The 25,538-nt window shown below is 66.8% G+C and carries 23 protein-coding genes; 10 read left to right on the top strand and 13 right to left on the bottom strand.

Annotated features, from left to right (window positions below; genetic code table 11):
• Positions 1-97: 97 nt before the first annotated feature.
• The 6 genes from C7402_RS39195 to C7402_RS39170 form a co-directional block, all read right to left on the bottom strand.
• Positions 98-1,498, bottom strand: a complete 1,401-nt coding sequence (locus C7402_RS39195) for an amidase family protein (RefSeq protein WP_116614365.1) — start codon at positions 1,496-1,498, stop codon at positions 98-100.
• Between the two features lie 42 nt (positions 1,499-1,540).
• Positions 1,541-2,749: an MFS transporter gene (locus C7402_RS39190; protein ID WP_116614364.1), complete on the bottom strand. Its 1,209-nt coding sequence runs from the start codon at positions 2,747-2,749 to the stop codon at positions 1,541-1,543.
• A gap of 105 nt (positions 2,750-2,854) precedes the next feature.
• Positions 2,855-3,853: a sensor histidine kinase gene (locus tag C7402_RS39185; protein WP_116614363.1), complete on the bottom strand. Its 999-nt coding sequence runs from the start codon at positions 3,851-3,853 to the stop codon at positions 2,855-2,857.
• A gap of 258 nt (positions 3,854-4,111) precedes the next feature.
• Positions 4,112-4,900 carry an alpha/beta fold hydrolase gene (locus C7402_RS39180; RefSeq protein ID WP_116614362.1) on the bottom strand — a complete coding sequence of 263 codons (789 nt, stop codon included), beginning with the start codon at positions 4,898-4,900 and terminating at the stop codon, positions 4,112-4,114.
• A 107-nt stretch (positions 4,901-5,007) separates the two neighbouring features.
• On the bottom strand, positions 5,008-5,379 hold the full coding sequence (locus C7402_RS39175) for a DUF4148 domain-containing protein (protein ID WP_116614361.1): 372 nt from the start codon (positions 5,377-5,379) through the stop codon (positions 5,008-5,010).
• A 296-nt stretch (positions 5,380-5,675) separates the two neighbouring features.
• Positions 5,676-7,538, bottom strand: a complete 1,863-nt coding sequence (locus C7402_RS39170) for a cytochrome c biogenesis protein DipZ (protein ID WP_116614396.1) — start codon at positions 7,536-7,538, stop codon at positions 5,676-5,678.
• Between the two features lie 309 nt (positions 7,539-7,847).
• On the opposite strand from C7402_RS39170, the gene C7402_RS39165 reads away from it, so the two are divergent.
• The gene (locus tag C7402_RS39165) at positions 7,848-8,411 is read left to right on the top strand and encodes a thioredoxin family protein (RefSeq protein ID WP_116614360.1); all 564 of its coding nucleotides are present in this window, start codon (positions 7,848-7,850) and stop codon (positions 8,409-8,411) included.
• Positions 8,412-8,637: 226 nt separating this feature from the next.
• On the opposite strand, the gene C7402_RS39160 is transcribed toward C7402_RS39165, so the two are convergent.
• The 5 genes from C7402_RS39160 to C7402_RS39140 all read right to left on the bottom strand — a co-directional run bounded on the left by C7402_RS39160 (position 8,638) and on the right by C7402_RS39140 (position 13,977).
• Positions 8,638-9,171, bottom strand: a complete 534-nt coding sequence (locus C7402_RS39160; RefSeq protein WP_116614359.1) for a cytochrome P460 family protein — start codon at positions 9,169-9,171, stop codon at positions 8,638-8,640.
• A 13-nt stretch (positions 9,172-9,184) separates the two neighbouring features.
• The gene (locus tag C7402_RS39155) at positions 9,185-10,222 is read right to left on the bottom strand and encodes an alpha/beta fold hydrolase (RefSeq protein ID WP_116614358.1); all 1,038 of its coding nucleotides are present in this window, start codon (positions 10,220-10,222) and stop codon (positions 9,185-9,187) included.
• 350 nt (positions 10,223-10,572) lie between these two features.
• On the bottom strand, positions 10,573-11,952 hold the full coding sequence (locus C7402_RS39150; protein ID WP_116614357.1) for a tripartite tricarboxylate transporter permease: 1,380 nt from the start codon (positions 11,950-11,952) through the stop codon (positions 10,573-10,575).
• Positions 11,949-12,479: a hypothetical protein gene (locus C7402_RS39145; protein WP_224045466.1), complete on the bottom strand. Its 531-nt coding sequence runs from the start codon at positions 12,477-12,479 to the stop codon at positions 11,949-11,951. The genes C7402_RS39150 and C7402_RS39145 overlap by 4 nt, the downstream gene beginning before the upstream one ends.
• 211 nt (positions 12,480-12,690) lie before the next feature.
• The gene (locus C7402_RS39140; protein ID WP_112177572.1) at positions 12,691-13,977 is read right to left on the bottom strand and encodes a hydroxymethylglutaryl-CoA reductase, degradative; all 1,287 of its coding nucleotides are present in this window, start codon (positions 13,975-13,977) and stop codon (positions 12,691-12,693) included.
• A gap of 169 nt (positions 13,978-14,146) precedes the next feature.
• On the opposite strand from C7402_RS39140, the gene C7402_RS39135 reads away from it, so the two are divergent.
• The 3 genes from C7402_RS39135 (at position 14,147) to C7402_RS39125 (ending at position 16,560) form a co-directional block, all read left to right on the top strand.
• Positions 14,147-15,544 (top strand): aminotransferase-like domain-containing protein, encoded by a 1,398-nt coding sequence (locus C7402_RS39135; protein WP_116614356.1) that lies wholly within the window; start codon positions 14,147-14,149, stop codon positions 15,542-15,544.
• Between the two features lie 239 nt (positions 15,545-15,783).
• Positions 15,784-16,032 (top strand): DUF4148 domain-containing protein, encoded by a 249-nt coding sequence (locus C7402_RS39130; RefSeq protein ID WP_112177574.1) that lies wholly within the window; start codon positions 15,784-15,786, stop codon positions 16,030-16,032.
• Positions 16,033-16,137: 105 nt separating this feature from the next.
• Entirely contained in the window at positions 16,138-16,560 is a 423-nt protein-coding gene (locus C7402_RS39125; protein WP_116614355.1) for an organic hydroperoxide resistance protein, read from the top strand.
• Positions 16,561-16,577: 17 nt separating this feature from the next.
• On the opposite strand, the gene C7402_RS39120 is transcribed toward C7402_RS39125, so the two are convergent.
• On the bottom strand, positions 16,578-17,612 hold the full coding sequence (locus C7402_RS39120; RefSeq protein ID WP_116614354.1) for a 2-hydroxyacid dehydrogenase: 1,035 nt from the start codon (positions 17,610-17,612) through the stop codon (positions 16,578-16,580).
• 255 nt (positions 17,613-17,867) lie between these two features.
• A complete protein-coding gene (locus C7402_RS39115; RefSeq protein ID WP_116614353.1) occupies positions 17,868-18,239 on the bottom strand; it encodes a DUF4148 domain-containing protein in 372 nt (123 codons plus the stop codon).
• Between the two features lie 321 nt (positions 18,240-18,560).
• Here C7402_RS39115 and C7402_RS48085 point away from each other — a divergent pair, with 321 nt between their 5' ends.
• From C7402_RS48085 to C7402_RS39090, 6 genes are all read left to right on the top strand, one after another.
• Positions 18,561-18,686: a hypothetical protein gene (locus C7402_RS48085; RefSeq protein ID WP_255217806.1), complete on the top strand. Its 126-nt coding sequence runs from the start codon at positions 18,561-18,563 to the stop codon at positions 18,684-18,686.
• A gap of 437 nt (positions 18,687-19,123) precedes the next feature.
• Positions 19,124-20,665: an NfeD family protein gene (locus C7402_RS39110; protein ID WP_116614352.1), complete on the top strand. Its 1,542-nt coding sequence runs from the start codon at positions 19,124-19,126 to the stop codon at positions 20,663-20,665.
• Positions 20,662-21,435 (top strand): slipin family protein, encoded by a 774-nt coding sequence (locus tag C7402_RS39105; RefSeq protein ID WP_116614351.1) that lies wholly within the window; start codon positions 20,662-20,664, stop codon positions 21,433-21,435. Before C7402_RS39110 ends, C7402_RS39105 begins: the two co-directional genes overlap by 4 nt.
• Before the next feature lie 223 nt (positions 21,436-21,658).
• The gene (fusA, locus tag C7402_RS39100) at positions 21,659-23,713 is read left to right on the top strand and encodes an elongation factor G (protein WP_116614350.1); all 2,055 of its coding nucleotides are present in this window, start codon (positions 21,659-21,661) and stop codon (positions 23,711-23,713) included.
• A 141-nt stretch (positions 23,714-23,854) separates the two neighbouring features.
• Entirely contained in the window at positions 23,855-24,412 is a 558-nt protein-coding gene (locus tag C7402_RS39095) for a TetR/AcrR family transcriptional regulator (protein WP_116614394.1), read from the top strand.
• A gap of 76 nt (positions 24,413-24,488) precedes the next feature.
• The gene (locus C7402_RS39090; protein WP_116614349.1) at positions 24,489-25,403 is read left to right on the top strand and encodes an alpha/beta fold hydrolase; all 915 of its coding nucleotides are present in this window, start codon (positions 24,489-24,491) and stop codon (positions 25,401-25,403) included.
• The last annotated feature ends 135 nt before the right edge of the window (positions 25,404-25,538 follow it).

Raw genomic sequence — 25,538 nt, 5'->3', positions numbered from 1 at the left:
CAGGATCAACGAAACCTCAATTCATCAAGGATTCCTGATCAACGATCAACCATGACAACAGACGCGGCCTCTTTCAGGCCGCGCCCGCCCGGTGGGTTTACAGCGCCGGATCGATCGGCGCGGGCGGCGCGCCGCGCGCCTCGATGGCCTTGCCCGCCAGCAGGCACAGGTCCTCGCGGAAGTGTCCGGCGACGATCTGCACGCCTACCGGCACGTCTTTCACCATGCCCGTCGAAACGACGAGCCCGGGCAGCCCCATGGCCGGCAGCGCACGCATGGTCAACTGGGCGTCCCACACGCGGCGAAAGCCCGCTTCGCCCTGCATGTCGAGGTTGTCCGGAAACGGCAGTTCGCCCGACACCGGCAGCAGCAACACGGGATACGTCGAGAGAAACAAGCGCCATTCGCGCGTGAGCGTCGTGCGGCGCACGAGCGACTTCGTCACCACGTCCTCGGGCATCGCCGCAACCTTGGCGCGCACACCGTCCACCACCGCTTGCGCGCCGGGGTCGCCGTCACGCGCGACGGCGTCCGCCAGCGCCGGGAAGCCGTCGCCAAGCCACAGGCGCTCCTGCACTTCGCCCGCGTCGCGCAAGAGCGGCACGTCGTCGATCTGCTCGACGCTCCAGCCCGCGTCGGCAAGTCTGCGGCCCGCGTCGAGCAAGGCGTCCTCCACGTCCTTTGTGATCGTCATGCCGCCGGGGCGCAGGCAGAGCGCGGCGCGCAGCGGCGTTTCGGGACCGACCAGCGGCGCGGGCGACCACCAGGGATCGCGCAGGTCGGGTGCCGCAAGCGCGGCAAGCGCAAGGCGCAGGTCGTCGACGGTGCGCGCGAGCGGCCCCGCGCCCGACATCAGTTGCGCGCCGATCGGCCGCTCCGGCGAGGAGGCGTTGAACGCGGGCACGCGCCCGATGCTGGGCCGCAGGCCATGCACGCCGCACGCATAGGCCGGATAGCGCACCGAGCCGCCAATGTCGGTGCCGAGCGCGATCTGCCCGATGCCGACCGTGACCGCCGCCGCTGCGCCGCCGCTCGAACCGCCCGGCGTGAGCGACGCATTGCGCGGGTTCTTCGTATGCCCGTGGACCTGATTGCTCGTGAACCAGCGCAGCGCGAAGGTCGGCGAGTTGGTGCGGCCAAGCAGCACGGCGCCCGCGCGCACGAGGTTATCCACGGCCGGACTGTTGGCCTGCGCGATCAAGTCCTGTTGCAGGCGCGTGCCGTTGGTCGTGGCGAAGCCCGCCTGATCGACGTTGATCTTCGTGGTCACGGGCACGCCCGCGAGCGGGCCCGGATCCTCGCCGCGCGCGAGCGCCGCGTCGATGCGGTCGGCCTGCTCGTAGACCCACTCGGGCCGGTAGGCGACCACCGCGTTGATGAGCGGGTTGACGGCTTCGAGGCGCGCCAGCGTCGCCTGCGCGGCCTCGCGCGCCGACACTTCGCGCGCGCGAATGCGCTGCGCCAGCTCCGTTGCCGATAAACGCCATAGTTCAGTCACGTTTCCTCCATTTCGTTATCAGTTGGATCAATAAGGAGTGCTTCATGCGTTTGCGGAAAGCGTCGGAATGCGCCGCCGGTCGCGCAGCACCGCGAGCGCCAGCGCCGCGAGCCCGCACGCGGCGATCAGCGCCAGCAGCGCGCCACGGCCGCTGTGAACGAGCACCCAGCCGCCCACCGCGGGAAATCCGAACGCGCCGACGAAGTACGCCGCGACGAACCACGTGAGCGCGGCGCGCCGGTGCGCGGCGACGGAGTCGTTGACGGCCTGGAGCTGGACGATGGGATAGGCGAGCCCGTAGCCCGTGCCCAGCAGCACCGCCGCCGCCGACTGGAACAACACGTGGTACGGCACGACGAACATCGCCGCGCTGCCCAGCACCATCATGGCGAGCAACACTTTGGTGGCGGTTTCGGCGCGCATCTTGATGACGAGGCGCGAAAGCAGCCAACGCGTCGCCACGACCGTGATCGTGTAGACGCTGAAGAAGGTGCCCGCCTTCGCCTCGGTGCCCTGCACGAGCGACATCTGGAAGGTCATGAGGCCCGAGAAGACGCAGCCGCCCAGCGCGATGATGACGATGGGGTAGACGGCGCGCGTGCGGACGATCGCGCCGAAGTTGCGCAGCCAGTGCCCGCTCGCGGGCCCGGCGGGCGGCGCATCCTGGGCGGGTTGTCCATGCAGCGCGCGCGCATGCGGCGCGAGACGGCCGAAGATCTCCAGCATCAGGGCCGCGACCACGCACAGGCCGCCAATCACGTAGAGCACGCCGCCAAGCGGCATGCGCCAGAAGCGGATCGCGAAGGCGGCGAGCGCCGGGGTGCCGCCGATGCCCGTCATCTGCACGGTTGCGAAGCGCAGGAACCAGAGGCCGCGGTCGGCGTCGCTCGTGCGCTCGGCGAGCGCCATGGGCGCGGCGAGGCAGAACGCGCCCCAGCCGAAGCCGACGAGAAAGCCGGGCAGCACGTCGAAGCGGCTCACGGTTTCGATCAGCGCGAAGCTCACCACGCCAGCACCCACGCACAGCGCGGCGAGCGCGGCCATGCGCGCCGCGCCCACATGGTGCGCGAGCCAGCCCGTGAGCGACACGCCCACGAAGGTGCCGAGCGCCGCGCCCGCGAGCGTGACGCCCGTATTGATGTCGGTGCCGCCGATGGCCCTCACATGCATCGAGAACAGGAACGTCGCGCCATAGCCCGCCGAAGCGAGCAGGACGCCGACGAGCATGAAGAGAGCACTGGATGGGCGCACGGCGGTGGTTCCGGACAATGACGGAAGTGAGCAGATTATCAGCCCGTGCACCCTGCGCGACATGAAAGCGCCCCTATATCCGTTCACGCTGAATTCAGACCGCGTTCAAGCGGCGAGCGGCAGCGTGAGCCGCGCTTCGAGGCCGCCGCCGCGGCGGTTCTCCAGATGGAGCTCGCCGCGCATGGCCCGCGTGAGGCGTCGCGCGATGGCGAGGCCGAGCCCCGAGCCGCAGGTCGCGGCCGCCGTTTCGGGCGCGCGGTACCAGGGCGCGAAGACGGCATCCATTTGCGCGTGCGCGATGCCCGGCCCCGAATCCACCACGGCCAGCACGAGGCGGCGCGCTTCGACCCGCACGCACAGCCGCACATCGGTGCCGTAGCGCAAGGCGTTGTCGATCAGGTTCATGAGCACGCGGCGCAGCGCATGCGGACACGTCACGACGGGACACCCCACGCGCCCTTCCCGCTCCACGGTGCGGCCCGCGTCGCGGTAGTCGTCCACAAGGGTGTCAAGCAGGCTGTCCGCGTCCACGCGGCTCACCGGTTCCTCGGCGCTGCATTGCAGCTTCGCGCACGACAGGTTCGCCTCGACGAGGCGCCCCATCTCCGCAAGATCGCGCAGCAGGGCCTCGCGCAGCGGCGCGTCGTCGAGCAGTTCGCAGCGCAGGTTCATACGCGTGAGCGGCGTGCGCTGATCGTGCGCGTAGGCGGCGAGCACATGTAGCAGTTCGGCCTGGCGCGCCGCGCGCTGACGCGCCACGCGATTGATGGCGCGAGCAAGACGCGCGACGCTTGCCGTGCCGCACTCGGCCAACGGCGCGGTGTCCGCTTCCGGGCTGTCCTGCTCGAATGCGGCCGCCAGACGGGCGATGGCGGCGGTCTGCACGGCGAAGCGCTGCGCCGTGAATGCGGCGAGCCCGATTGCCAGCACGCTCAGCGCAATCAGCGGCAGGCCGATTGGCGCGAGCACGGACCACGGCGCGAGCGTTTCGGCGTATGCGCAGTACGCGCACATCGCCGCCATCAAGACCGTGGCGGCACCGGCCCAGGCAGGCAGCCGGGGTGCCTTCTGCGGTGCGGTGCGCCGGTGTGGAAGCGCTTCCATTCGAGCGTCATTTCGGCCAGCCGGATACACGATCATCTTCGTTCTCCTGTTGCCGCGGCGACGACTGTCTGCGGATGCACGCATGATAAGCACACCGTACCCTTTTTAAAGGTACAGTTAGCCACTACAGACAGCCAACTGTACCCTGAACACTTCACTCACTTGTTAGCGCAGCGGGAATCGTGTCACCAAACGGACGCGGGACTGTCCGCCCGCGCGGCGCACCGTCCCGACTGGTTTGCATGCCCGGCACAGCCCTTACTGGGTGTCGCTTTTCGCGTGCTCGGCGGCTTCGATGATCGCGTCGGCCACCGCCTTCGGCTGGCTCAGCATCGACACGTGGCTGCCGTTCACGCGCGTGACGGTCGCGCCGATATGCCTGGCCATCGCTTCCTGAAGCGCGGGGTCGATCATGCGGTCGCGCGCCGTCACCACGAAGTACGAAGGCTTGGCGTGCCACGCGGCCTGCGTGACCTTCTCCGAGATGCAGCCGCCGTACCACGGCCCCTGGGTCGCCGCGACCACACGTTGCTGCGCGGGCGTCAGGTCGGGCGCGAAGTCGTCGCGAATCGCCTTGTCGGAGAGCGTGAGATAGCCCGCCGAGTCCTTGCGCAACTCGCTCGCCCAGGGCGCGGCCGGCTGGCCCTGCGTGATATCGGCAATCGACTGGCCGTTATCGGGCGCGAACGCCACCACGTACACGAGCGACTTCACCTTCTCGTCGTTGCCCGCCTCGCTGATCGCCACGCCGGCCCACGAATGGCCCACCAGCACGACCGGCCCCTTCTGCTGGTCGATCACGCGCTTCGTGGCCGCGGCGTCGTCAGCGAGCGAGCTGAGCGGGTTTTGCACCGCCACCACATGCAGACCGCGCGCTTCGAGCAGCGGAATCACGCGGTTCCAGCTGGAGCCGTCGGCGAACGCGCCGTGCACGAGCACGACGTTGGTGCCCTTGAGGTCCTGCGGCGGCGCGGCGTGCGCCGGCTGCAACGCGAACAGTCCGCCGAGCATCGCCACGGACGCGACTATCTGCTTGATCGAAGCCATCGTTGTTCTCTCTTCTCTTGTCGGGTGGATCGGGTTTTGTGGGAGTGGGCGCGCGCGTCTGGCGACAATGCTACGGAGTGCAAACCAGACGCGGGACGCCGGGCGCATTACGAGTGCGCGTAGATCGGGCCGAGACCGGGAACGTCGTCCTGCGCACCGCTTGCGGCCGAAGCGTCGCGACGATGCGTGCCGGCAGCCGCTGCCGACGATGCAGACGATGCGGACGTTGCGCCCACCACGCCGCCGTACGCGGCCGAAGCGGCTTGCTGCGCGACCTGATTCGCTTCCACGCGAACCAGTGCGGCCTGGATGTTCGCGGGGTATTGCGTTTCGTCGGCTGCGGGGTTGTAGCCGGCCTGTTGCAGTTGAACCAGTTCGGCGCGCACCTGGGCACGCGTGACGGGCTGGCTCGACTGCGCGAACGAAAGGACCGGAGCGGCGGCGAGTGCGGCAAGGGCGAGGAGCTTGAGGGCTTTCATGACGTTCTCCAAAAATGTGAAGTGGACTGGCAACCGGATCAATTCAGGTCAATCGGGTTCTGTGCAACGCGAGCGGTGTATCGAGCTGGCGTAGGTGTATTTGAACGCCCCGATGTATCTGCTGTGTTTCCGTTTCGGTGGCCGATTGCATGCGAACGTGTCCGTATCGCCCGCAGATACATTGCGCTACAAAACCCCTCAGGCGGCGCCGTGCGGGCGTAAGCACACAAGCCGGAATGCAAACGCCACCGTGCTCGCGAAAGCACGGTGGCGCGGCGCGAGACGCGGCTGGCGCATCAGCCGAACGTGAAGGTGTAGACGTGCGCGCCCGGATCGAGGAAGCGGATCTCGAAGGTGTGATCCGCGACCGGCCCGGCCTGGCGCACGAGCTGATACAGGCGCGCGCCCGTGGCGACGCCCGAGCCGTCGGCGGCGACATCGGCCCCATGCGCGGCGCCCGGCGGCGCGCCGTCGATGCTGATGCGAAAGCGCACGGGCTTGCCGTCGGCGCCGGGCGCGAGCACCAGATGCAGATCGCGCGCGTGGAATCGATAGGCGATGCTCGCCTGCGGGGCCGCCGCCACGGCCGACTCCGCGCCCACGTTCCACTGCCCGCCGAACGCCCACTCGTTCAAGCCGAGCGCCGGGAGCGGCGTGTACGCCGTGGCGGCATCGGCCTGCACGCGCGGCGTATTGGCGTTGCCCTGCGCCTCGCGGTATCCGACGTACGTTTCGCCCGAGCCGATATCGCGCTCGTCCGCCGGTGCGAGCGCACCGCTTGCCGCTGTCGGCTGCGGTGGCTGCGGCGCAACGCCGGGCGCGGCGTGGCCGTTGTCGGCCAGCAATTGCCGGATTGCCTGTTCGGCGTCCGCGTAGCCGCCTTCGCCGAAGTGGTGATAACGCACGCGGCCCTGGCCATCGACGATATAGAACGCCGGCCAGTACTGATTACCGAACGCGTTCCACACGCGATAGTCGTTGTCGATGGCCACGGGGTAGCGGATGCCCAGGTTCGCCAGTGCGCGCTTCACGTTCGCGGTGTCGTGCTCGAAGCCGAATTCCGGCGTGTGCACGCCGATCACGACGAGGCCGTCGTCACGATAACGCTCGGCCCACGTCTTCAGATACGGCAAGGTTCGCAAACAGTTGATGCACGAGTAGGTCCAGAAGTTGACCACCACGACCTTGCCGCGCAGCGCTTCGGGCGTCAAAGGCGCGGAATTGAGCCACGTGTTCGCGCCGTCGAACGCAGGCAGGCGGCCTTCCACCGGCAGCGCGGACTGCGGCGCGCTCAGCGACACGCGCACGAGGTGGGGTCGCTGCGCGTTCCGGTTCGAAAGCGCCTCGTTTCCGGCGCGCGCGGGCTGCGCTGAAGCCGCCGGTTCTGTGGATTCAGCGGCTTGCTGCGCTTGCCGCGTTGGCTTCGCCGCGGCGGGCGCGGCCAGCAAGGCCACCAGGCGCGACTCCACGCCGTTGGTCGGCGCGCCCGGCACGAGTGCGAGCAAGCGCGTATCCACGCCAGACGCGATCGCGCCGACCGTGAGCAGCACGAGCGCACCCATCGCACGGCGCACATGTTCGCCGAGACCCAGCGAGCGCTTGAGCGAGGCCATCGCGCGCTGGCCGAGACCGGCCACCACGCCAAGCGACCCTGCGGCGCCCACGGCGTAGGCGGCGAGCGCGGCCCATGTTTGCCAGGTCACGCCGTGGCGCGCCGCGCCGGTCAGGATCAGCCCGAGGATCGGCCCGGCGCACGGCGCCCAGAGCAGACCCGTGGCCGCGCCGAGCAGCGCGGCGGAGCCGATGCGGCGCGAAGCGCCCCCCTCCTGCGAACGCGCCATGAAGCGGTCGGCGAGTGCCGTGAGCGGGCCGGCCAGGCGCGTGGCGAGCGCGGGAAAGAGCAGCGCCGCGCCGAACAGCGCGAAAAGCGCGAGCGCGATCCAGCGCCCGTACTGGCTCAACTGCGCCGCGCCGTTCAGGCCGGCGGCGCCGAGCCCCGTGAGCAGCGCGAACGTGCCCGCGAGGCCGAGCAGCATCGGCAGGCGGCCGGTCGAGAACGGCTCGTCGGAGCGCGCGAACACGAACGGCACGACGGGCAGGATGCAGGGGCTCAGCACGGTGAACGCACCGCCCACGAATGCGATGACGACGAGCAACATGATTTCGGTCTCCAGACAAAAGTCGGCGGGACACGCCATGTCCGGTATTCCAGCGTGCGCGTGTATCGCGGGCATGTCCGCGAACGGCGCGTTTTGCAAGCGCGTGTGTCGCGCCCGCGCGCGGATACACGCCGATACAAAACCGCGCCGGGCCCGGCGCAGCAAGGCGACGCGAGGCGCGAAATGTATCCCAACGTATCGCGGCTCCGAAGTGACACACTATGTTTCAAGCGCAGCCTGGCGGGACATTCGCCAGATACGTGGGCGCGTTCCAATACGCTCGTCTGTCCACTCAACAGGAGAACCGCCATGCTTTCACGCCTCAAGAGCGCCGCCGTCGCCGTCGGCCTCGCCGCCACCGCCACGCTCGCCGCCTTCGCCGCCGCCGACGAACCGTCGGGTGGCCCGGCCGCGCTGCAAACCGGCGCGAGCGCGCCCAACTTCACCGGCCTCAACAACTGGATCAACAGCGCGCCGCTCGACCTCAAGCAGTTGCATGGCAAGGTCGTGCTGGTCGACTTCTGGACCTTCGACTGCATCAACTGCGCGCACACGATCCCGCATATCAAGGAGCTCGACGCCCGCTATCGCGACAAGGGACTCGTGGTGGTCGGCGTGCATACGCCCGAGTATTCGTTCGAACGCGACACCGCCAACCTGAAGAAAGCCATGCAGCAATACGGCATTACCTATCCGGTCGCGCAGGACAACAGCTATGCGACGTGGAACGCCTATGGCAACCAGTACTGGCCGGCGGTTTATCTCATCGACCAGAACGGCAAGCTCGTTTATACCCATTTCGGCGAGGGTAATTACGCGCAGACCGAACAGAAGATCCGCCAGTTGCTCGGCATCGAGGGCAAGCAGGGTTGAGCGGCGCACGCGGGCGCGGCGGCGCGGCGTTGATCACGTTGCGTCGCCGCGCCCTCCAGTTGACTCCCTCGTTTCGAGCCGGAAGTCGCTGAAAGCCGCAACTGGTCTGTGCAATGGATCACCTTCCACGATCCTCATCCTGATGACATGAAAAGGATTCCTGATCAAATCAGGTGAAAAAAGCGACGCGGCGTGCCATGACGGTCACGCCGCTTTCCCCGCACCATCAAGGCGCGAAGCGCGTAAACACGAAATCGTGATTCTTCACGCGCGACGCGTGACACGCGAAGCAGGTTTGATGCTGCGCCAGGTCGGCGGGCACGCCGTTCACGAAGCGCCCGAATCCCCAGCCGCCCGTCGACGCGTAGCGCCGCGAGTCCTTTACCATGACCTGCACGGTCGTGGCCTGCCCCGGCACCGTGGCGGGCGCGAACTCGTCGGACTGCTTGCGTTTGTAGGCGAGCTTCACGAGTATCGAGCCGTCCTGAAACGGCAGCGTCGAATTCTCGATGGCCTTGATCGCCACCGGATTGCCGAGCACCACGCGCAATTCGTCAAGCGGCGCGGCTTCCTCAGCGGGCGCGATCATTTCCCACTTGCGGTAGCCCGGTGGGATCGTCACGCCGTATATCGGTGACGCCGCGAGCGCCTCGGTTGGCGTGTGCTGTTCGGCCCACGCCGCCATGCCGCCCACGAGTCCCGCCAGACCCACGATACCCGCGAGCGCGATACGCGCGCGACGCTTGAACAAGCTTTGCATCGCCGCCCTCCGTTCACAAGTGGGTGACTTGCAGGATCGCCTGTGCGAACTCCCTGGGCGCCTCCTGCGGAAGATTGTGGCCAATGCCGCCGTCGATATTCCTGTGCAGGTACTTGCCCGTGAACTTCTTCGCGTAGGCGGCGGGCTCGGGATGCGGCGCGCCATTGGCGTCGCCTTCCAGCGTGATGGTCGGCACCGTGATGGGCGGCGCGGCGGCAAGGCGCTGTTCGAGGGCGTCGTACTTCGACTCGCCCTGCGCCAGCCCGAGACGCCAGCGGTAGTTGTGAATCACCACGGCCACGTGGTCGGGATTGTCGAACGACGCCGCCGAGCGCGCATAGGTCGCGTCGTCGAAGTTCCATTTCGGCGAGGCGAGTTGCCAGATCAGCTTGTTGAAGGCGTCGCGGTTCGCGGCGTAGCCTTGCGCACCTCGCTCGGTCGTGAAGTAGAACTGATACCACCACTGGAGTTCGGCCTTCGGCGGCAGCGGCTTGCGGTTCGCCTCCTGGCTGCCGATGAGGTAGCCGCTCACCGAAACGAGCCCCTTCACGCGTTCGGGCCACAACGCCGCGATGATGTCCGCCGTGCGCGCACCCCAGTCGTAGCCGCCGAACACGGCCTGATCGATCTTCAGGGCGTCCATGAGCGCGACGATATCCACGGCGGTCACGGCCTGCTGGCCGTTGCGCACCGTGTCGGGGGAAAGAAAGCGCGTGGTGCCGTAGCCGCGCAGATACGGCACGATCACGCGATAACCCGCGGCCGCGAGCATCGGCGCGACTTCCACATAGCTGTAGATGTCGTACGGCCAGCCGTGCAGCAGGAACACCACCGGGCCGTTCTTCGGTCCGGCCTCGGCATAGCCCACGTTGAGCAGGCCGGCATCGATCTGCTTGAGCGGGCCGAACGACGCGCTGCCGCCCGTGCGCGTGTTGCCCTGCCCGGCCGACTGCGCGTGCGCCATGCCGCCGAATGCGAAGTCCGCGAGCGTGAGGCCGGCCAGGGTGGTGCCAAGCAGGCGGCGACGCCGGACGTTGACGGGATCTGACATGAGCAATTCTCCTTGTTGTCTGCATGCGGGCCGCGCCCGGACGGCATGGCCTCGTGATTTCGCCAACGCCGGCCGATCGGTCGATCGCGCGGGTGGCGGGCGGGCAAAAGCGCCTCGGTGAATTTATAGCCGAGCCTGAAAATCGCTTTGTATCTCAGTGTGTCTGCGTCAAGCACATACACACAGCGAATCAAAAACGCGTGTGAACCGCGCGTGGCGAAGCCATGCGAGCGCGGCTCACGCAGCGATTCCGGCAATGCCGAACGGGAGCCCAGGCTTGAAGAAATACGCGGGAACGCGGCGGCGAACACGCAAGGTCTGCCTGTTCGCCGCCGTTCAGTCGGGTCGACTCAGAAGAGCCTGACGATTTGCGGCACGCTGAGCACGGCCACGTAGTAGCCCATGAACTGCACGCCGGTATTGAACGCGAACACACGCGAGAGCAGCCCGCCGAACAGCCCGACCGTGAGGATCACGGCGAGCCCGAGCCACTGCCCTTCCCACACGCTGATCACGACGATGAGCCCCGCGAACGTCGCGATGATCGCTTCATGGCTGAGCTTGCGCGCGACAAACGAGGCGGCGCGGTGGGCGTAGTTCATCGCGAGCGGATACGCTATCAGCGCGGCAAGCAGCACGGACAGCAGGCCGAACGCGAGAAACTGCCACGTGGTCATGAGCGTATGCAGATTGACGATCTGCCCCGTGGCCGTGTGCACCGAGAAGCGCGGCGGCGCGTTGAAAAGCGGCGCTGCGGGGCCCGCCGCCACCGGACTCAGCGGCAGGCCGAAGGCGATCAGCGGAATCAGCGCCTCGGCAATATAGGTCGCCTCGGTCACGCCGTTACGCACGGCGATGACCGTGGTCAGCCGCTGGTACGCATGACGGATGCGCGCGCCCACGACTTCCCCCATCAAGACCGTCATCGCGACGGGGCTGAACACGAAGGTCGCGCTCGATACGGCGGCCGTGCCCACGGTCCATGCCGTTTGCTGCCGGTCGAGCACCTTGAGCGGATTGGGAAAGTAACCGCTCCACCCCTTGAGGTCGGGCGCGAGCGCAAAGCGCGACACGTTCTCGCGCCGCATGCGCCGCTGCTCCACCGGCGAGAGCACGGAGAACAGATCGGCGATCAGCGGTCCAATCGCGATGCCGAGAAAGTAGCTCACGCTCAGGTGCACGCCATAATGACCGGTGAGCGCCTGCAAGCCGACGATCAGGAGCACGAACGGGATCAGCAAAAGCACGCTCGCCCAGCGTCCCGCCGACGACCACGCAATGCCGAGCGCCGCGAGCAGGAATACCCACGGCGCCGCGCTCGCAATGAACTTGCCGAACGGCGCGAGCATGATCGCGAACAGCACGGCGAGCGGCAGCGCGACGAACGCCGCCACGATGGCGCCGGAGATCATCTTGCGCAGCGCGATATGCGGCACGCCCAGCGCGCGCAGTTTCGTCGCCTCGCCGAGCAGCGGCGCGGCCATCGTGTCGCCGGGAATGCCGAGCAGCGCGGTGGGAATGGCATGCGTCATGTGCTTGGCCACGGCGCCCGCGAGAAAGAACGTGAACACGCCGGCGGCCGGCACGCCGAGCAGCGCGACCAGCAAGGTGAGCGGTGCGAGCGTCGTGGTTTCGTCGGTGCCCGAAACGAGCCCGATGGCCGCGAACACGACGGCGCCGATCAGCCCCATGATGAGCGCGGCAGGCAGCGCCTGGAGGAGTTCGGTCATGATCGTTCTCCCGCGTGCGCCGCTTTTTGCACCGCCGTGTGTCTCGTTGCGGTGCCTGCCTCCTCAGCCAACTCCGCCGCGGCGAAGAGATCGAGCAGGCCAAGCTCCTGCAACTCCGCGCGCGCGCTCGCGGGCAGGTCCGAGAGCTTGCCGATGCCGCCGTGTTCCTCGGCGAGTTGCCTGAGCACTTCCATGCGGTCCGCTTCGTCCACGGCCTGATCGACCACGACTCGTTTGGGCTTGAACAGCACGGCGCACAACGCGCCCGCCGCGAGACAGCCGCCAAGGCCGATGAGCATCGCATAGGCGCGCGCTATCGCTGCGTCCGCAACGATCGAGGCAAGCGCCACGCGGCCCAGCTCGAACGCGCCAAGACTGATGCCCACGCCGAGCACGACCGACCACGCGAGATGCCTGAGATCGACCGTATCGCCCCACACTTCGGCGAGCGCCGGCGCACCCGCTTGCGTGCGTGAGCGCAGGCCGTTCGTCGACGCCGAAGCGACGCCTCCACTGGCTTGTTCCATTTGTCTCCTCCTGTACGGAGTGTTATGCGGGGAAACGCGCGATGATGCGCGCCCTCCGTTACTGCCCCAAGGCACTCGCCAAAGATTTCCGTTCGCGAATTCGCTTCACGTCTTTCTTCAATGTGCGCCTTCAACGCGCGCGCGGCGGACCGCGCTGCGCCAGGGATGACCGCCGCGACAACCTCAAGGGCGGCTTGTGTGACGACGTCGCTTACGCATTGCGCGGACCCGCCAGGGCTTCCACGGCGAAGTCGGTGCGAACGTCCATCGACGCTATCATTTTCTTGACTACCCAGTCAATATCGGCGCCCGTCGCGCCCGCCGCGAGCGCGATGTTGCGTGCGTGCAGCGCCATATGGCCGCGCTGGATGCCTTCGGTCGCGAGCGCGCGCAGCGCGCCGAGGTTTTGCGCAAGGCCCACGGCCACCGCGATCTCGCCCAGCTCCTGCGCCGACTTCACATCCATGATCTTGAGCGCGAGCCGCGCGAGCGGATGCGTTTTCGTTGCGCCCCCAACGAGTCCGACCGGCATCGGCATTTCGATCGTGCCCACCAGATCGCCGTTGGCCGCCTTTTCCCAGGTCGTGAGCGAGGTATAGCGGCCGCTGCGGCTCGCAAACGCATGCGCGCCCGCTTCCACCGCGCGCCAGTCGTTGCCCGTCGCGACGATCACCGGGTCGATGCCGTTCATGATGCCTTTGTTGTGCGTCGCGGCGCGGTACGGATCGATCGCGGCGAATTCATACGCCTCGATCACGCCGTCGATCACTTCCTCGCCCGAATACTCGCTGGTGGCGAGCGTGTGCGGCGAATAGCGCACGTGGGCGCGCGCGAGGCGCAGGTCGGCGAGATTGGAGAGGATGCGCAGGCGCACCTTGCCGCCCGTGATCTCCTCCACGCGCCCGGCCACGAACTCCGCCATCGTGTTGACCGTGTTCGCCCCCATCGCGTCGCGCACGTCGACGATCAGGTGCGCCACGATCATGGCGCCGCGCGGCGTGTCGGGAAACACATGCACCTCGATGTCGCGACAGCCGCCGCCAAGGCCGATCAGCACCTTGTCGCGGCTGTTGGCAAGCTCGATCAGTTCGTCCTTGTGCTTGAGGATGGCGAGGCGCGCGCCATACGGATCGCTCACGCCCACGATCTGTACCTGGGCGCGCATGAGCGGCCCCGTGCTCGACGTGCGGAACCCGCCGCCTTCACGCGCGAGCTTCGCCATGAACGATGCGGCCGCAACGATCGAGGGTTCCTCCACGGCCATCGGCACGATCACGTCCTTGCCGTTGATCTGGAAGTAGCCGGCCACGGCGAGCGGCAGCTCGAACGTGCCGATCACGTTCTCGATCATGCCGTTGGCCGTGGCGAGCGGCAGTGCGCCGGGCTGCGCCAGTTGCGCGAGTTCTGCCTCGCTCAGCCCAACAGCCTCGCCAATGTGCGCGAGGCGCGCTTCAGGGCTCAGTGCACGGAATTTCGGCAGCTCGGATTGAATGACCATGACTCTTTCGTCTCACTCTTGAATGGAGAGGCCGCATTGCGCAATCGACGCTTGCGGCCGTTTTTGAAAGGTCCAATAATAGGCGTGCCGTACCCATTTTAAAGGTACAGTTAAGCACTACAGTTGCTCGACTGTACCCGTAACACTTTCCTCTCTTCGGGCCGCGACGATGACCCTGCATGCACAGCGCGCAAAAGCCAGCCTCTCCAGCGCGATGGCGGACAACCTCGCCAAACAGATCGAAGAAGGCGTGCTCGCGGCGGGCACGCGGCTGCCCTCCATCCGCGAATACGCAGCCGCTTCGGGTTGCTCGAAGAACACCGTGATCAGCGCGTTCGAAATGCTCACGGCAAGCGGGCTGATCGAGCCGCGCCGCGGTTCGGGCTTCTATGTCGCGCGACGCGTGAAGGTGGCGACGGAAGTGGAAGAAGCCCGCTCGCTCGACCGCGCCATGGACACCGTGTGGCTCATGCGCGAGCAGTTGCAGACGAATCCCGACGTGCTCAATCTGGGCGAAGGCTTTCCGCCCATCGAATGGCTGGAGGAAACACGGCTCGACCAGTACCACCAGCGCGTGGTGCGCACGGGCGTCGCTTCGCTGTTCCGTTATGGCAGCCGTTTCGGTTATCTGCCGCTGCGCCAGTCGTTGCAGCAAAAGCTCGCGGGCTACGAGATCGAGGCGCCGCCCTCGCAGATCGTGCTGACCCATGGCGCGAACCAGGCCATGGACCTCGTGCTGCGCTATTTCGTGAAGCCGGGCGACACCGTGCTCGTCGACGATCCTGGCTATTACCCGCTGTTCGGCCGCCTCAAGCTCAGCGGCGCGCATATCGTGGGCGTGCCGCGCGAGGTGGACGGCCCGAACGTCGCCGCGCTCGAACGCTGCCTCGTCGAGCATCGGCCCAGGCTCTTTTTCACGCAGTCGGTCGGCCACAATCCCACGGCCACCGACACGAGCGCCGCGAAGGCCCATCGCATCCTGCAACTGGCCGAGGCCCACGACCTCGTGATCGTGGAGAACGACGCGCTGGCCGACCTGCGGCCGCGCTCGCTCACGCGCATTTCCACGCTCGACCAGTTGCGGCGCACCATCTATATCGGCAGTTTCTCGAAGTCCGTTTCCGCCGCGCTGCGCGTGGGCTTTCTCGCCTGCAACACGGCGCTCGCAAGCGACCTGGCCGACGTGAAAATGCTCGTGCACGTGAGCAGTTCAGAATACTGCGAGCGCACCGTCGACGCCATCGTGAGCGACGGGCACTTCCTGCGCCACACGAACCATCTCCAGGAAAAGCTGCGCCGCGCGACGGACGCGGCCGTCAACGCGCTGCGCAAGCTCGGCGCGGATATCTTCAAGGTGAGCGACCAGAGCCTCTATCTCTGGGCGTCGCTGCCGGGCTGGCCCGATTCGATGCCGCTCGCGAAAGCGCTGCTGGAGCGCGGCGTGATTCTCGCGCCGGGCGCCGTGTTTTCACCGGGGGCCGATACGGTTTCGGGTTTTTGCCGCTTCAATGTTGCCTACCTCACGGACAAGCGCTTCGTCAGCGCCTTGCAGGCGCTCGCGCCCTAGGCGGCGCGGCGGGTGTGTAGCGCGCGTTTGTATCGCAATGTATAAGCGCCGCGCACAGATACACGCCATTGCAAAACGCGGCGTTCGTGAAACACGCCAGATACCTCCGGTGGTTGTAATGCATCAACGCCGGAATCTGCTGAACGCCCGCCGGGAAAGCCCACCTTCCCCACCGTAACGCGGCGCGTGCGACCGATGACCGGATGGATTGCCAACCTCCCCCTTTTCAGGAGAACACCATGAACGTCTCGAAGCTCGCCCTCGCCTTTGCCGCCACCGTCACTTTCGCCGCCGCCGCTCCGGTTTTCGCCGCCATGCCCGCCCAGGCGAGCGCCGCGCAACCGTCAGTTCAGGCAAGCCAGGTCTGGACGCCCGCCAGCAACGCCGCGAACGCGAAGATCACCCGCGCTCAGGTCCGCCAGGAACTGGTGCAGGCGCAGCACGACGGCCAGCTTGCCGCGATCAACCAGCTTTATCGCGGCAGCTAAGTCCGGCAACTGAGCCCGGCAGCTAAACCCGGCAGCTACGCCCATAACCGGACCGCAACCGAGCCCCCATCGTTTCACTGAAACCCCCATCAGGAGATCACCATCATGAGCAACGCGGAAAAAGTGCTGTACACCGGCAAGACCCACACCACCGGCGGCCGCGACGGCGCGGCGCGCAGCAACGACGGCCGTCTGGACGTCAAGCTCTCGCCCCCCGGTTCGAGCACGCCGGGCACGAACCCGGAGCAGATGTTCGCGGCCGGCTGGTCGGCCTGCTTCATCGGCGCGATGGGTCGCGCGGCGGGCAAGCTCGGCACGACGCTGCCGCGCGACGTGGCCGTGGACGCCGAGATCGATCTCGTCAACGCCGACGACGCGTTCTCGCTGCGCGCACGCCTGAACGTGAGCCTGCCCGGCGTCGATCGCGAAACGGCGCAACGCATCGTGGAAACGGCGCACCAGATCTGCCCGTATTCGAAGGCGACGCGCGGCAATATCGACGTCACGCTTTCGGTGGCCGAAGCCTGAGCGTTGCGTGACCGATGTTATGCGTGCGGCGCGTCCACGAGATTGCAGGGCGCGCCGTCACGCCAGGCCTTCACATTGCGCAGCGTGGTCTGCGCAATTTCGTTCATCGCCTCGCGCGTGAAGAACGCCTGGTGCGACGTGACGATCACATTCGGGAACATCAGGAGGCGCGCGAGCACGTCGTCCTGTAGCGGCGTATCGGAATGATCCTCGAAGAAGAGGCCGCCCTCTTCCTCGTACACGTCGAGGCCGAGGTGGCCCAACTGGCCGCTCTTGAGCGCCTCGACGAGCGCGCTGCTTTCCACGAGTCCGCCGCGCCCGGTATTGATCAGCATGGCGCCGCGCTTCATCTTCGCGAGCGCGTTCCTGTCGATCAAATGACGCGTGGCCGGCACCAGCGGGCAATGCAGACTCACCACATCCGACTGCGCGAGCAGCGCGTCGAGCGGCACATAGCGCGCGCCCAGCGCGAGCAGCTCGGCGGAAGGCTCACCCGGATCGTGGGCGAGCACCTGCATGCCGAAGCCCGCCATGACGCGCGCGAAACACCGGCCGATAATGCCCGTGCCAACTACGCCAACCGTCTTGCCATACAAATCGAAACCGAGCAGTCCGTTGAGCGAGAAGTCGCCTTCGCGCGTGCGTGCGACGGCGCGCGGCAACTTGCGGTTGAGCGCGAGGATCAGCCCGGCCGCATGCTCGGCCACCGCATGCGGCGAATACGCGGGCACGCGCACGACCGTGATGCCAAGCCGCTGCGCCGCCGGCAGATCGACGTGATTGAAGCCCGCCGAGCGCAGCGCGATGAGGCGCGTGCCGCCCTTGTGCAGACGCTCGAGCGTGGCGGCGTCCACCGTGTCGTTCACGAACGGACAGACCACGTCGTAGCCGTCGGCGAGCACGGCCGTGTCGGCGTCGAGATGCGATTCCTGGAAGTGCAGGTCGTACTGGAACGCCGTGTTGGCGTCGGTGAACGTGTCGATGTCGTACTGGCGGGCGCTGAACAGGATCATGCGTGGGCGAGCTTGAGAGGGGATCGGGGTTCTCGACATGGGGACCTCATGCGAGCTGACGGGCGCGCGCGATTCGCGCAATGACAGGCGAGCGCATGGCGCGCCGGCCGTTAAGACCATCATACCAGCAGCGCTCGTGCGAGATTTTGACGTGAGGCGGTGCGGGCTGATACCCGCATTATGTTCGGCATCCTTATTAATTCGAAGAAAATGCGGACACACCGGGCAATCATGCCCGGCACAGCCGCGAAGCTCGCCGCAACCGGGCAAGCCTCGCGGGTGAGCCCCGGCGCATTACGAGTGCGCGTAGATGGGTTCGAGACCCAGCACGTCCTGGCCGGCCACATCGCCGCGGGAGGGCGTCGACACGGCGTGCGCGGCCGCGCGGCTGCCTGCCGCCGTGGCGCCTTGCTCAACGCCGCCGAACGCGGCGGCAGCCGCGCCGTTTTCAGCGCTCACGGCGCTCACGCGAGCCAGCGCGGCTTGCACGTTGGCGGGGTATTGCGTGTTGTCGGCGGCCGGCTGGTAGCCCGCCTTCTGGAGTTGCACGAGTTCGGCCTTCACCTCGGCGCGGGTCAGCGGCTGCTGCGACTGCGCAAACGAAAGTGCGGGAACGGCAACGAGAGCGGCAAGCGCGGCGGCGGCGAACGATTGAGCAAGCTTCATGGTGATTCTCCTGAGGTGGGTTGACTGGCTAACGCACTGTTATGAATCAACCTTGCGTAGGAGACATTTGAACGCCGCCATGTATCTGGCTTGTTTGCGGCCAGGCCGCTTTTTGCAAGCGTGCGTGTCGGGCGCAGCGGCAGATACAGAGCGATACAAGAAGGGCCGTTTGTGTTTGCGCGGCCCTCTTTCCGGCATTAAAGGGCCGCATTAAAAGTGTTGCTGCACCGCACACATTGCCCCGTCACACCTTGCAATCTCGCCTGAGATCTCTATAATTAGGGTTATCCCTTAGGTAACTACCCTAGCGAAGAGGAAATCATGGGTGCAATCGTCGAAAATGTGGCTCGAATCCTGGCTGGACTGCGTCGTCTCAGCGTCGAGGCGCTGAACCGGCACCTGGAATACTGCGAACTGCTCGCTGAAGCCCAGCGTCGCTGGTACTAATCGCGTCGTACTGCGACCGCCCCGCGCGGTCGAACATGCAGCCGCGCGCAACCGCGCCTCGGTCAGCGAGGCGTCGGGCGCGGCGCATCGGCCCGCCGTCCTGGTGTGGCCGGAACCTTGCGCACGCATGGGCGCGAGCCAGCCTCGCCGGCCATCAGCGCCGTCGCGTGGTTCCATCGTCCATTTCCCAGGCATTGCCAATCATGTCGTGATGAGGCACACGCTCGCCGTGTAACCGCCTGCGCGCACGATCCAGAGCGCGCCCCATTCCCGATTCCCCGATCGCCTCCGCAACCGCGCAACCACGCTGTCGCGCCACGCCCGGCAGGCTTTCGGGCCGGTTCGCGCTTTGCGCGGAAAGCGCCTACTCTTGAAGTATCGGCTCTTGCCCCATCTGCGAACCGGAGCGCGCCGGCACGCGCGGCCCGGACGTCCCGATGCGCGATCATCGCCCCTCGCCTGCCGCGGTGCACGAGGCGCCGCACCTTCATCCGCACCATCCGCTAGCGGCGCGGCTTGCGCGCGCCTTGCTGTTCGTCGCGCTGCTCCTCGCGTGGGCCGCCGTGGCGGCGGCGCAGACGACGTCTGCCGTCACGCGGCCTGTCGTCGTCATGACCGTGAACGGCGCGATCGGGCCCGCGAGCGCCGATTTCATCGTCCGCACGCTCGAACGCGCGGCGCGCGAGCGGGCGCCGCTCGCCATTCTCGAACTCGATACGCCCGGCGGCCTCGACACGTCGATGCGTCAGATCATCAAGGCCATCCTCGCTTCGCCGGTGCCTGTCGCGACGTTCGTCGCGCCCGGCGGCGCGCGCGCCGCGAGCGCGGGCACCTATATCGTCTACGCCAGCCATTTCGCGGCCATGGCGCCGGGCACCAACCTCGGCGCGGCCTCGCCGGTGCAACTGGGCATCGGCGCGGGCGGCGCGCCTGGCGGCCAGCCTGGCACGCCCGGCGTACCCGGCACGTCGGGAGCCTCGGGGCCCGCGGACGCTTCGGCCGCACACGGCGACGACGCCGCCTCGACGGAAACCCGCAAAGTGATGCACGATTCCGCCGCCTACATTCGCGGCCTCGCGCAACTGCGCGGGCGCAACGCCGCCTGGGGCGAGCGCGCGGTGCGCGAAGCGGTGAGCCTCTCCGACGAGGAAGCGCGCGACCAGCACGTGATCGACCTGATCGCGCAGGACCCCGCCGACCTCGCGCGCCAGCTCGACGGCCGGACCGCCACGACCAGCGCGGGCACGGTGCGCCTCGCGACCGCCCATGCGCCGCTCGAAGTCGTCGCGCCCGACTGGCGCAACCATTTCCTCTCGATCATCGCCGACCCGAACGTCGCGCTGATCCTGCTCACGATCGGCATTTACGGCCTCTTCTTCGAGTTCGCGAACCCGGGCTTCGTGCTGCCGGGCGTGGCGGGCGCAACGTGCTTGCTGGTCGGCCTCTTCGCCATGCAACTGCTGCCCGTGAACTACGCGGGCCTCGCGCTCGTGCTGCTCGGGCTCGCCTGCCTCGTGGCGGAGGCGTTCCTGCCGACCTTCGGCGTGCTCGGCTTCGGCGGCATCGTGGCGTTCGCGATCGGCGCGCTCATGCTGATCGATACCGACGTGCCCGGCTACGGCATCCCGATCCCGCTCGTCGCGGGCCTCGCGCTCGGCGGTGCGGCGTTCGTCGCCACCGTGTCGAGCGTGGCGCTGCGCGCGCGGCGGCGGCCCGTGGTGACCGGCGCGGAGGCGCTGGTGGGCAGCATCGGCGAAGTGATCGACGACGGCCTGCACCCCGACCCGCGCCCCGGCCCCGCGCCTTCGGCCACGGGCTGGGCGCGCGTGCACGGCGAGCGCTGGCACGTGGCATGCGCCGCCCCGCTTGCGGCCGGCAGCCGCGTGCGGGTGACCTCGCGCAGCGGCCTGCTGCTCACCGTCACGCCGCTGCACGACGCAACGCGAAGCGTCAATCCAAACGAGGGAGAACGCACATGATTGGCTACACCTTCGGCTTCACGGGGCTTCTGGTCGCGCTGGCGGTGCTGCTCGCCATCTCGTCGATCCGCATCTTCAAGGAATACGAGCGCGGCGTCGTGTTCATGCTGGGGCGTTTCTGGAAGGTCAAGGGGCCGGGGCTGGTGCTCATCATTCCCGTCGTCCAGGTGGCGGTGCGCATCGACCTGCGCACCGTGGTGTTCGACGTGCCCTCGCAGGACCTCATCACCCGCGACAACGTGTCGGTGAAGGTCAACGCCGTGGTCTACTTTCGCGTGGTGGACCCGGAAAAGGCCGTGATCCAGGTCGCGCGCTACATGGATGCGACGAGCCAGCTCGCGCAGACCACGCTGCGCGCCGTGCTCGGCAAGAACGAGCTGGACGCCCTGCTCGCCGAGCGCGAGCAACTGAACGCCGACATCCAGAAAACGCTCGACTCGCAAACGGACGCCTGGGGCATCAAGGTGTCGAACGTCGAGATCAAGCACGTCGATCTCAACGAAACGATGGTGCGCGCGATCGCGCGCCAGGCCGAAGCCGAACGCGAGCGCCGCGCGAAGGTGATCCACGCGGAAGGCGAGCTTCAGGCCTCCGAAAAATTGCTCCAGGCCGCGCAGTGCCTCGCGCGACAGCCGCAGGCCATGCAACTGCGTTATCTGCAAACGCTCACCACCATCGCGGCCGATAAAAACTCGACCATCGTGTTCCCGCTGCCCATTGAACTGCTCAATGCGCTGATCGAACGCGGGGGCCCGCCGCGCGAACATTGAGCGATCCGTCCCCTCAGCCCCGAACCGTACCGTGCCAACCGCAAGCCGCAAAACCATTCAACAGTTCAACTGAATATTGCAGCGCAGCGAAACCCGTGCGTGGTCATCTGTGTTGCGTGCTGCGCGCGCTCGTGCACGCTTCTTTGCAGCGTGAATCTGGCAGAGCGAAGAAATATCGCCAATAATTGCCGAACAGAACATCCACTCAAGGACGACGGCGGCCATGGATTACAGCCCACAAGCCATCCGCACGATCGCTCTGGTCGGCCATGCCGGCTGCGGCAAGACCTCGCTTGCCGAAGCGCTCCTGCACCAGGGCGGCGCGGTTCACGCGCCAGGCAGCGTGAACCGCGGCACCGCCCTCTGCGATTTCGATCCCCTCGAACGCAAATACCACCACTCCCTCAATTCCGCCGTCGCCCACTTCCACCACCTCGACACCCGCGTCTACCTGCTCGACACCCCCGGCTACCCCGACTTCGCCGGCATGTCGATCGGCACGCTGCCCGCGGTGGAAACGGCGGCCATCGTCATCAATGCGCGCACGGGCATCGAGATGACCACGACGCGGATGATGGCGTACGCCCAGCAGCGCAAGCTTTGCCGGATGATCGTCATAAACGGCATCGACGCGGAAAAGGTCGATCTGCCGGGGCTGCTCGCGCAGATCCAGGAGACCTTCGGCAAGACCTGCCTGCCGATCAACCTGCCCGCACAGGGCGGCCGCGATGTGGTGGACTGCTTTTTCAACCCCGCCGGCAAGGCCGATTTCCATTCGGTGGAAGCGGCGCACAACGCGCTCATCGACCAGGTGATCGAGCTCGATCCCGAGTTGATGGAGCTGTATCTCGAACAAGGCGAAGCGATCAGCCCCGAGCAATTGCACGAGCCGTTCGAGCGCGCGTTGCGCGAAGGGCATCTGGTGCCGGTGTGCTTCACCTCCACGGCGACAGGTGCGGGCATCGCGCAACTGCTCGACGTGTTCGTGCGGCTGCTGCCCAACGTGACCGAAGGCAACCCGCCGCTGTTCTATCGCGAAGTCGACGGCAAGGAAGGCAAGGAACCCGTGCGCGCCGAGCCGGACGCCGACAAGCACGTGCTCGCGCACGTGTTCAAGATCGTGATGGACCCGTATATCGGCAAGGTGGCCGTGTTTCGCATTCATCAGGGCACCGTCACGCGCGACAGCCAGCTTTATATCGGCAACGCGAGGCAGCCGTTCAAGGTCGCGCATCTGCTCATGTTGCAGGGCAAGGAGCATATGGAGGTGCAGCGCGCCGGGCCGGGCAATATCTGCGCGGTGGCCAAGGCCGACGACATCGCCTTCGACGCCGTGCTGCACGACGCCCCCGAGGACGGCAACATCCACCTCACGCCGCCCGAGTTTCCGAATCCGATTTACGGCCTCGCCATCGAACCGGCGCGCCCCGGCAACGAACAGCGCGTGTGGGAAGTGCTGCAAAAGCTCGCTGCCGAAGACCCTTGCTTGCAGATCGATCACCCCGAAGGAACCAACGAAACCGTGGTGCGCGGGCTGGGCGAATTGCATCTGCGCTATATGCTGGAGCGGCTCACCGATCAGTACAAACTCGACGTGATCACGCGCCCGCCCACGATCGCGTGGCGCGAGACGATAGGCGGCAAGGCCGAGGGCCACTGCCGCCACAAGAAGCAGACGGGCGGCGCAGGGCAGTTCGGCGAGGTCATGCTGCGCGTGGAGCCGCTGCCGCGCGGCGCGGGCTTCGAGTTCGTGGACGCCGTGAAAGGCGGCGCGATTCCTTCGCAGTTCATGCCTGCGGTGGAGAAAGGCATTTTGCAGGTGATCGACAGCGGACCGCTCGCGGGCTTTCCAATGCAGGATGTGCGCGTGATCGTGTATGACGGCAAGAGCCATCCCGTCGATTCGAAGGAAGTGGCATTCGTCACGGCGGGACGCAAGGCGTTTATCGATGCGGTGCTCAAAGCGCAGCCTATCGTGCTCGAACCGATTGTCGATATCGAGGTGATGACGCCCGAAGCGACGATGGGCGACATCATCGGCGATCTTTCCGCGCGGCGCGGCCAGGTGCACGGCACGCGCACGATGGGCGGGCAGGCCATGGTGATTGCGGGCAAGGTGCCGCTGGCGGAGCTCAACGATTACCAGTCGCGGCTGAATTCGCTCGCGGGCGGGCATGGGAATTACAGCATTCAGTTGAGCCACTATGATCCGGTGCCGCCCGCGCATCAGGAGAAGCTGGCGGCACAGCATAAGGGCCGAGGGGAAAGCGCGGAGTAGTGGCCGAAGCGATGCCACCCCGCAGGAACGCCCGAGCGGGTCTTGATTAGGAAATGATCATTTCCTATAATGGGCCGCATGGCATCCGAGCACAAATCCGAACCGGTGGCCCGCAGCCCCGGCCGTCCCCGCGAATTCGACATGGAAACGGTCGTGAACGGCGCCGTGCGCGTGTTCCGCGAGCGTGGCTACCATGCGACCTCCGTGGGCGATCTGAGCGATGCAACGGGCCTCACCGCGGGCAGCCTCTACAAGGCGTTCGGCGACAAGCGCGGCGTCTTTCTCGCCGCATTCGACCACTACGTCAGCGTGCGCAACGACGAATTGCGGCATCGGCTCAACAAGCAGCCAAACGCGCGCGCGAAAATCCGCGCCATGCTGCATTTCTACGCGGAATCGTCCCACGGCAGCGAAGGCCGGCGCGGCTGCCTCGTCGTTTCCAGCGCGACGGCGCTCGCCACCTTCGACGACGAAATCGCCGCGCGCATCGAAACCACCATGCGGCGCACGGAAGACATGCTGCGCGAACTGCTCCAGCAAGGGCAAAAAGACGGCTCCATCGCGCCGCAAGTCCAGGCGGCCGCCATGGCGCGCACCTTGCTCGCGCTGCTTCATGGCTTTCGCTTGATCGGCAAATCGGGGCGCACGTTGCGCGACATGCTGGCCTCGGCCGATGAAGCGATGCGTTTGCTCGACTGAAATTTTTTTGGCCAATTAGGAAATGATTATTTCCAATTTAAACCGCGGCGCTCGCCCAATCAACAGGAGTCTCACCATGAGCACAACTTCCCGCATCGTCGACCACGGCCCGGTGTCGCTGCCCGACGCCGCGCTGCCCTGCTTCGAACACCGCTTCGCCACCGTGGAAGGCACGCGCCTTCACTACGTCACCGGCGGCAAGACGGACGGCGAAACCGTCGTGCTGCTCGCGGGCTATCCGCAAAGCGGATACGCATGGCGCAAGGTCATGGCGCTGATCGGCGAGCGCTACCGCGTGATCGCGCCCGACCTGCCCGGCCAGGGCGACTCCGACCGCCCGCAAGGCGGCTACGACACGCTATCGCTCGCCACAGCGCTGCATACGCTGCTCGGCAAGCTCGACGCGCGCCGCTATCACCTCGCCGCCCACGACGTGGGCGCGTGGGTCGCCTACCCCTATGCCGCGCTGTTCGGCGACGAAGTGCAGCGCCTCGCGCTGCTCGACGCCGGCATTCCCGGCATCACACTGCCCGATGCGTTGCCCGTCGCGCCCGAACGCGCGTGGCGCACGTGGCACTTCGCGTTCCATGCGATTGCCGATCTTCCGGAGTTGCTGATAGCGGGTAAGGAGCGCGCCTATCTCGACTGGTTCTTGCGCCGCAAGACCGCGAATCCGCAAAGCTTCAGCGAGGCCGACATCGACGAATATTTGCGCGTGTTCACGAAGGAAGGCGGCTTGCGCGCGGGGCTGGCCTACTATCGCGCGGCCGATCTTTCCGCGCGCCAGAACCGCGAGCTGAGCGCACGCGGCAAGCTGCGCATGCCGGTTCTCGCGCTCAGCGCCGATCAGGGCTCCATTCCCGACATGGCCGCTCCGCTGCGCGCTTACGCCAACGACGTGCGCGGCGTCACGATCGCCCATTGCGGGCACTTCCTGCCCGAGGAACAGCCGGGTGCGGTTGCGGAGGCGCTACAAAGCTTCTTTGGCTGAATGCCGGATCGCCATGACAAAGCGAACGCCTGGGGCAAACCCTCGATTGACCATTATGCGTTCGCTTCATAGAATTTGAAGCGCTTCAAATTCGACAAAGTTCCGTCAACAACGGCATTTCACTATGCCGCCTGG

Source organism: Paraburkholderia unamae (genome assembly GCF_003096875.1).
In the GTDB taxonomy this organism is placed as follows: domain Bacteria; phylum Pseudomonadota; class Gammaproteobacteria; order Burkholderiales; family Burkholderiaceae; genus Paraburkholderia; species Paraburkholderia unamae.
Note: the sequence above shows the minus strand (reverse complement) of the source record. Positions and strands in the feature narration are given on the sequence as shown.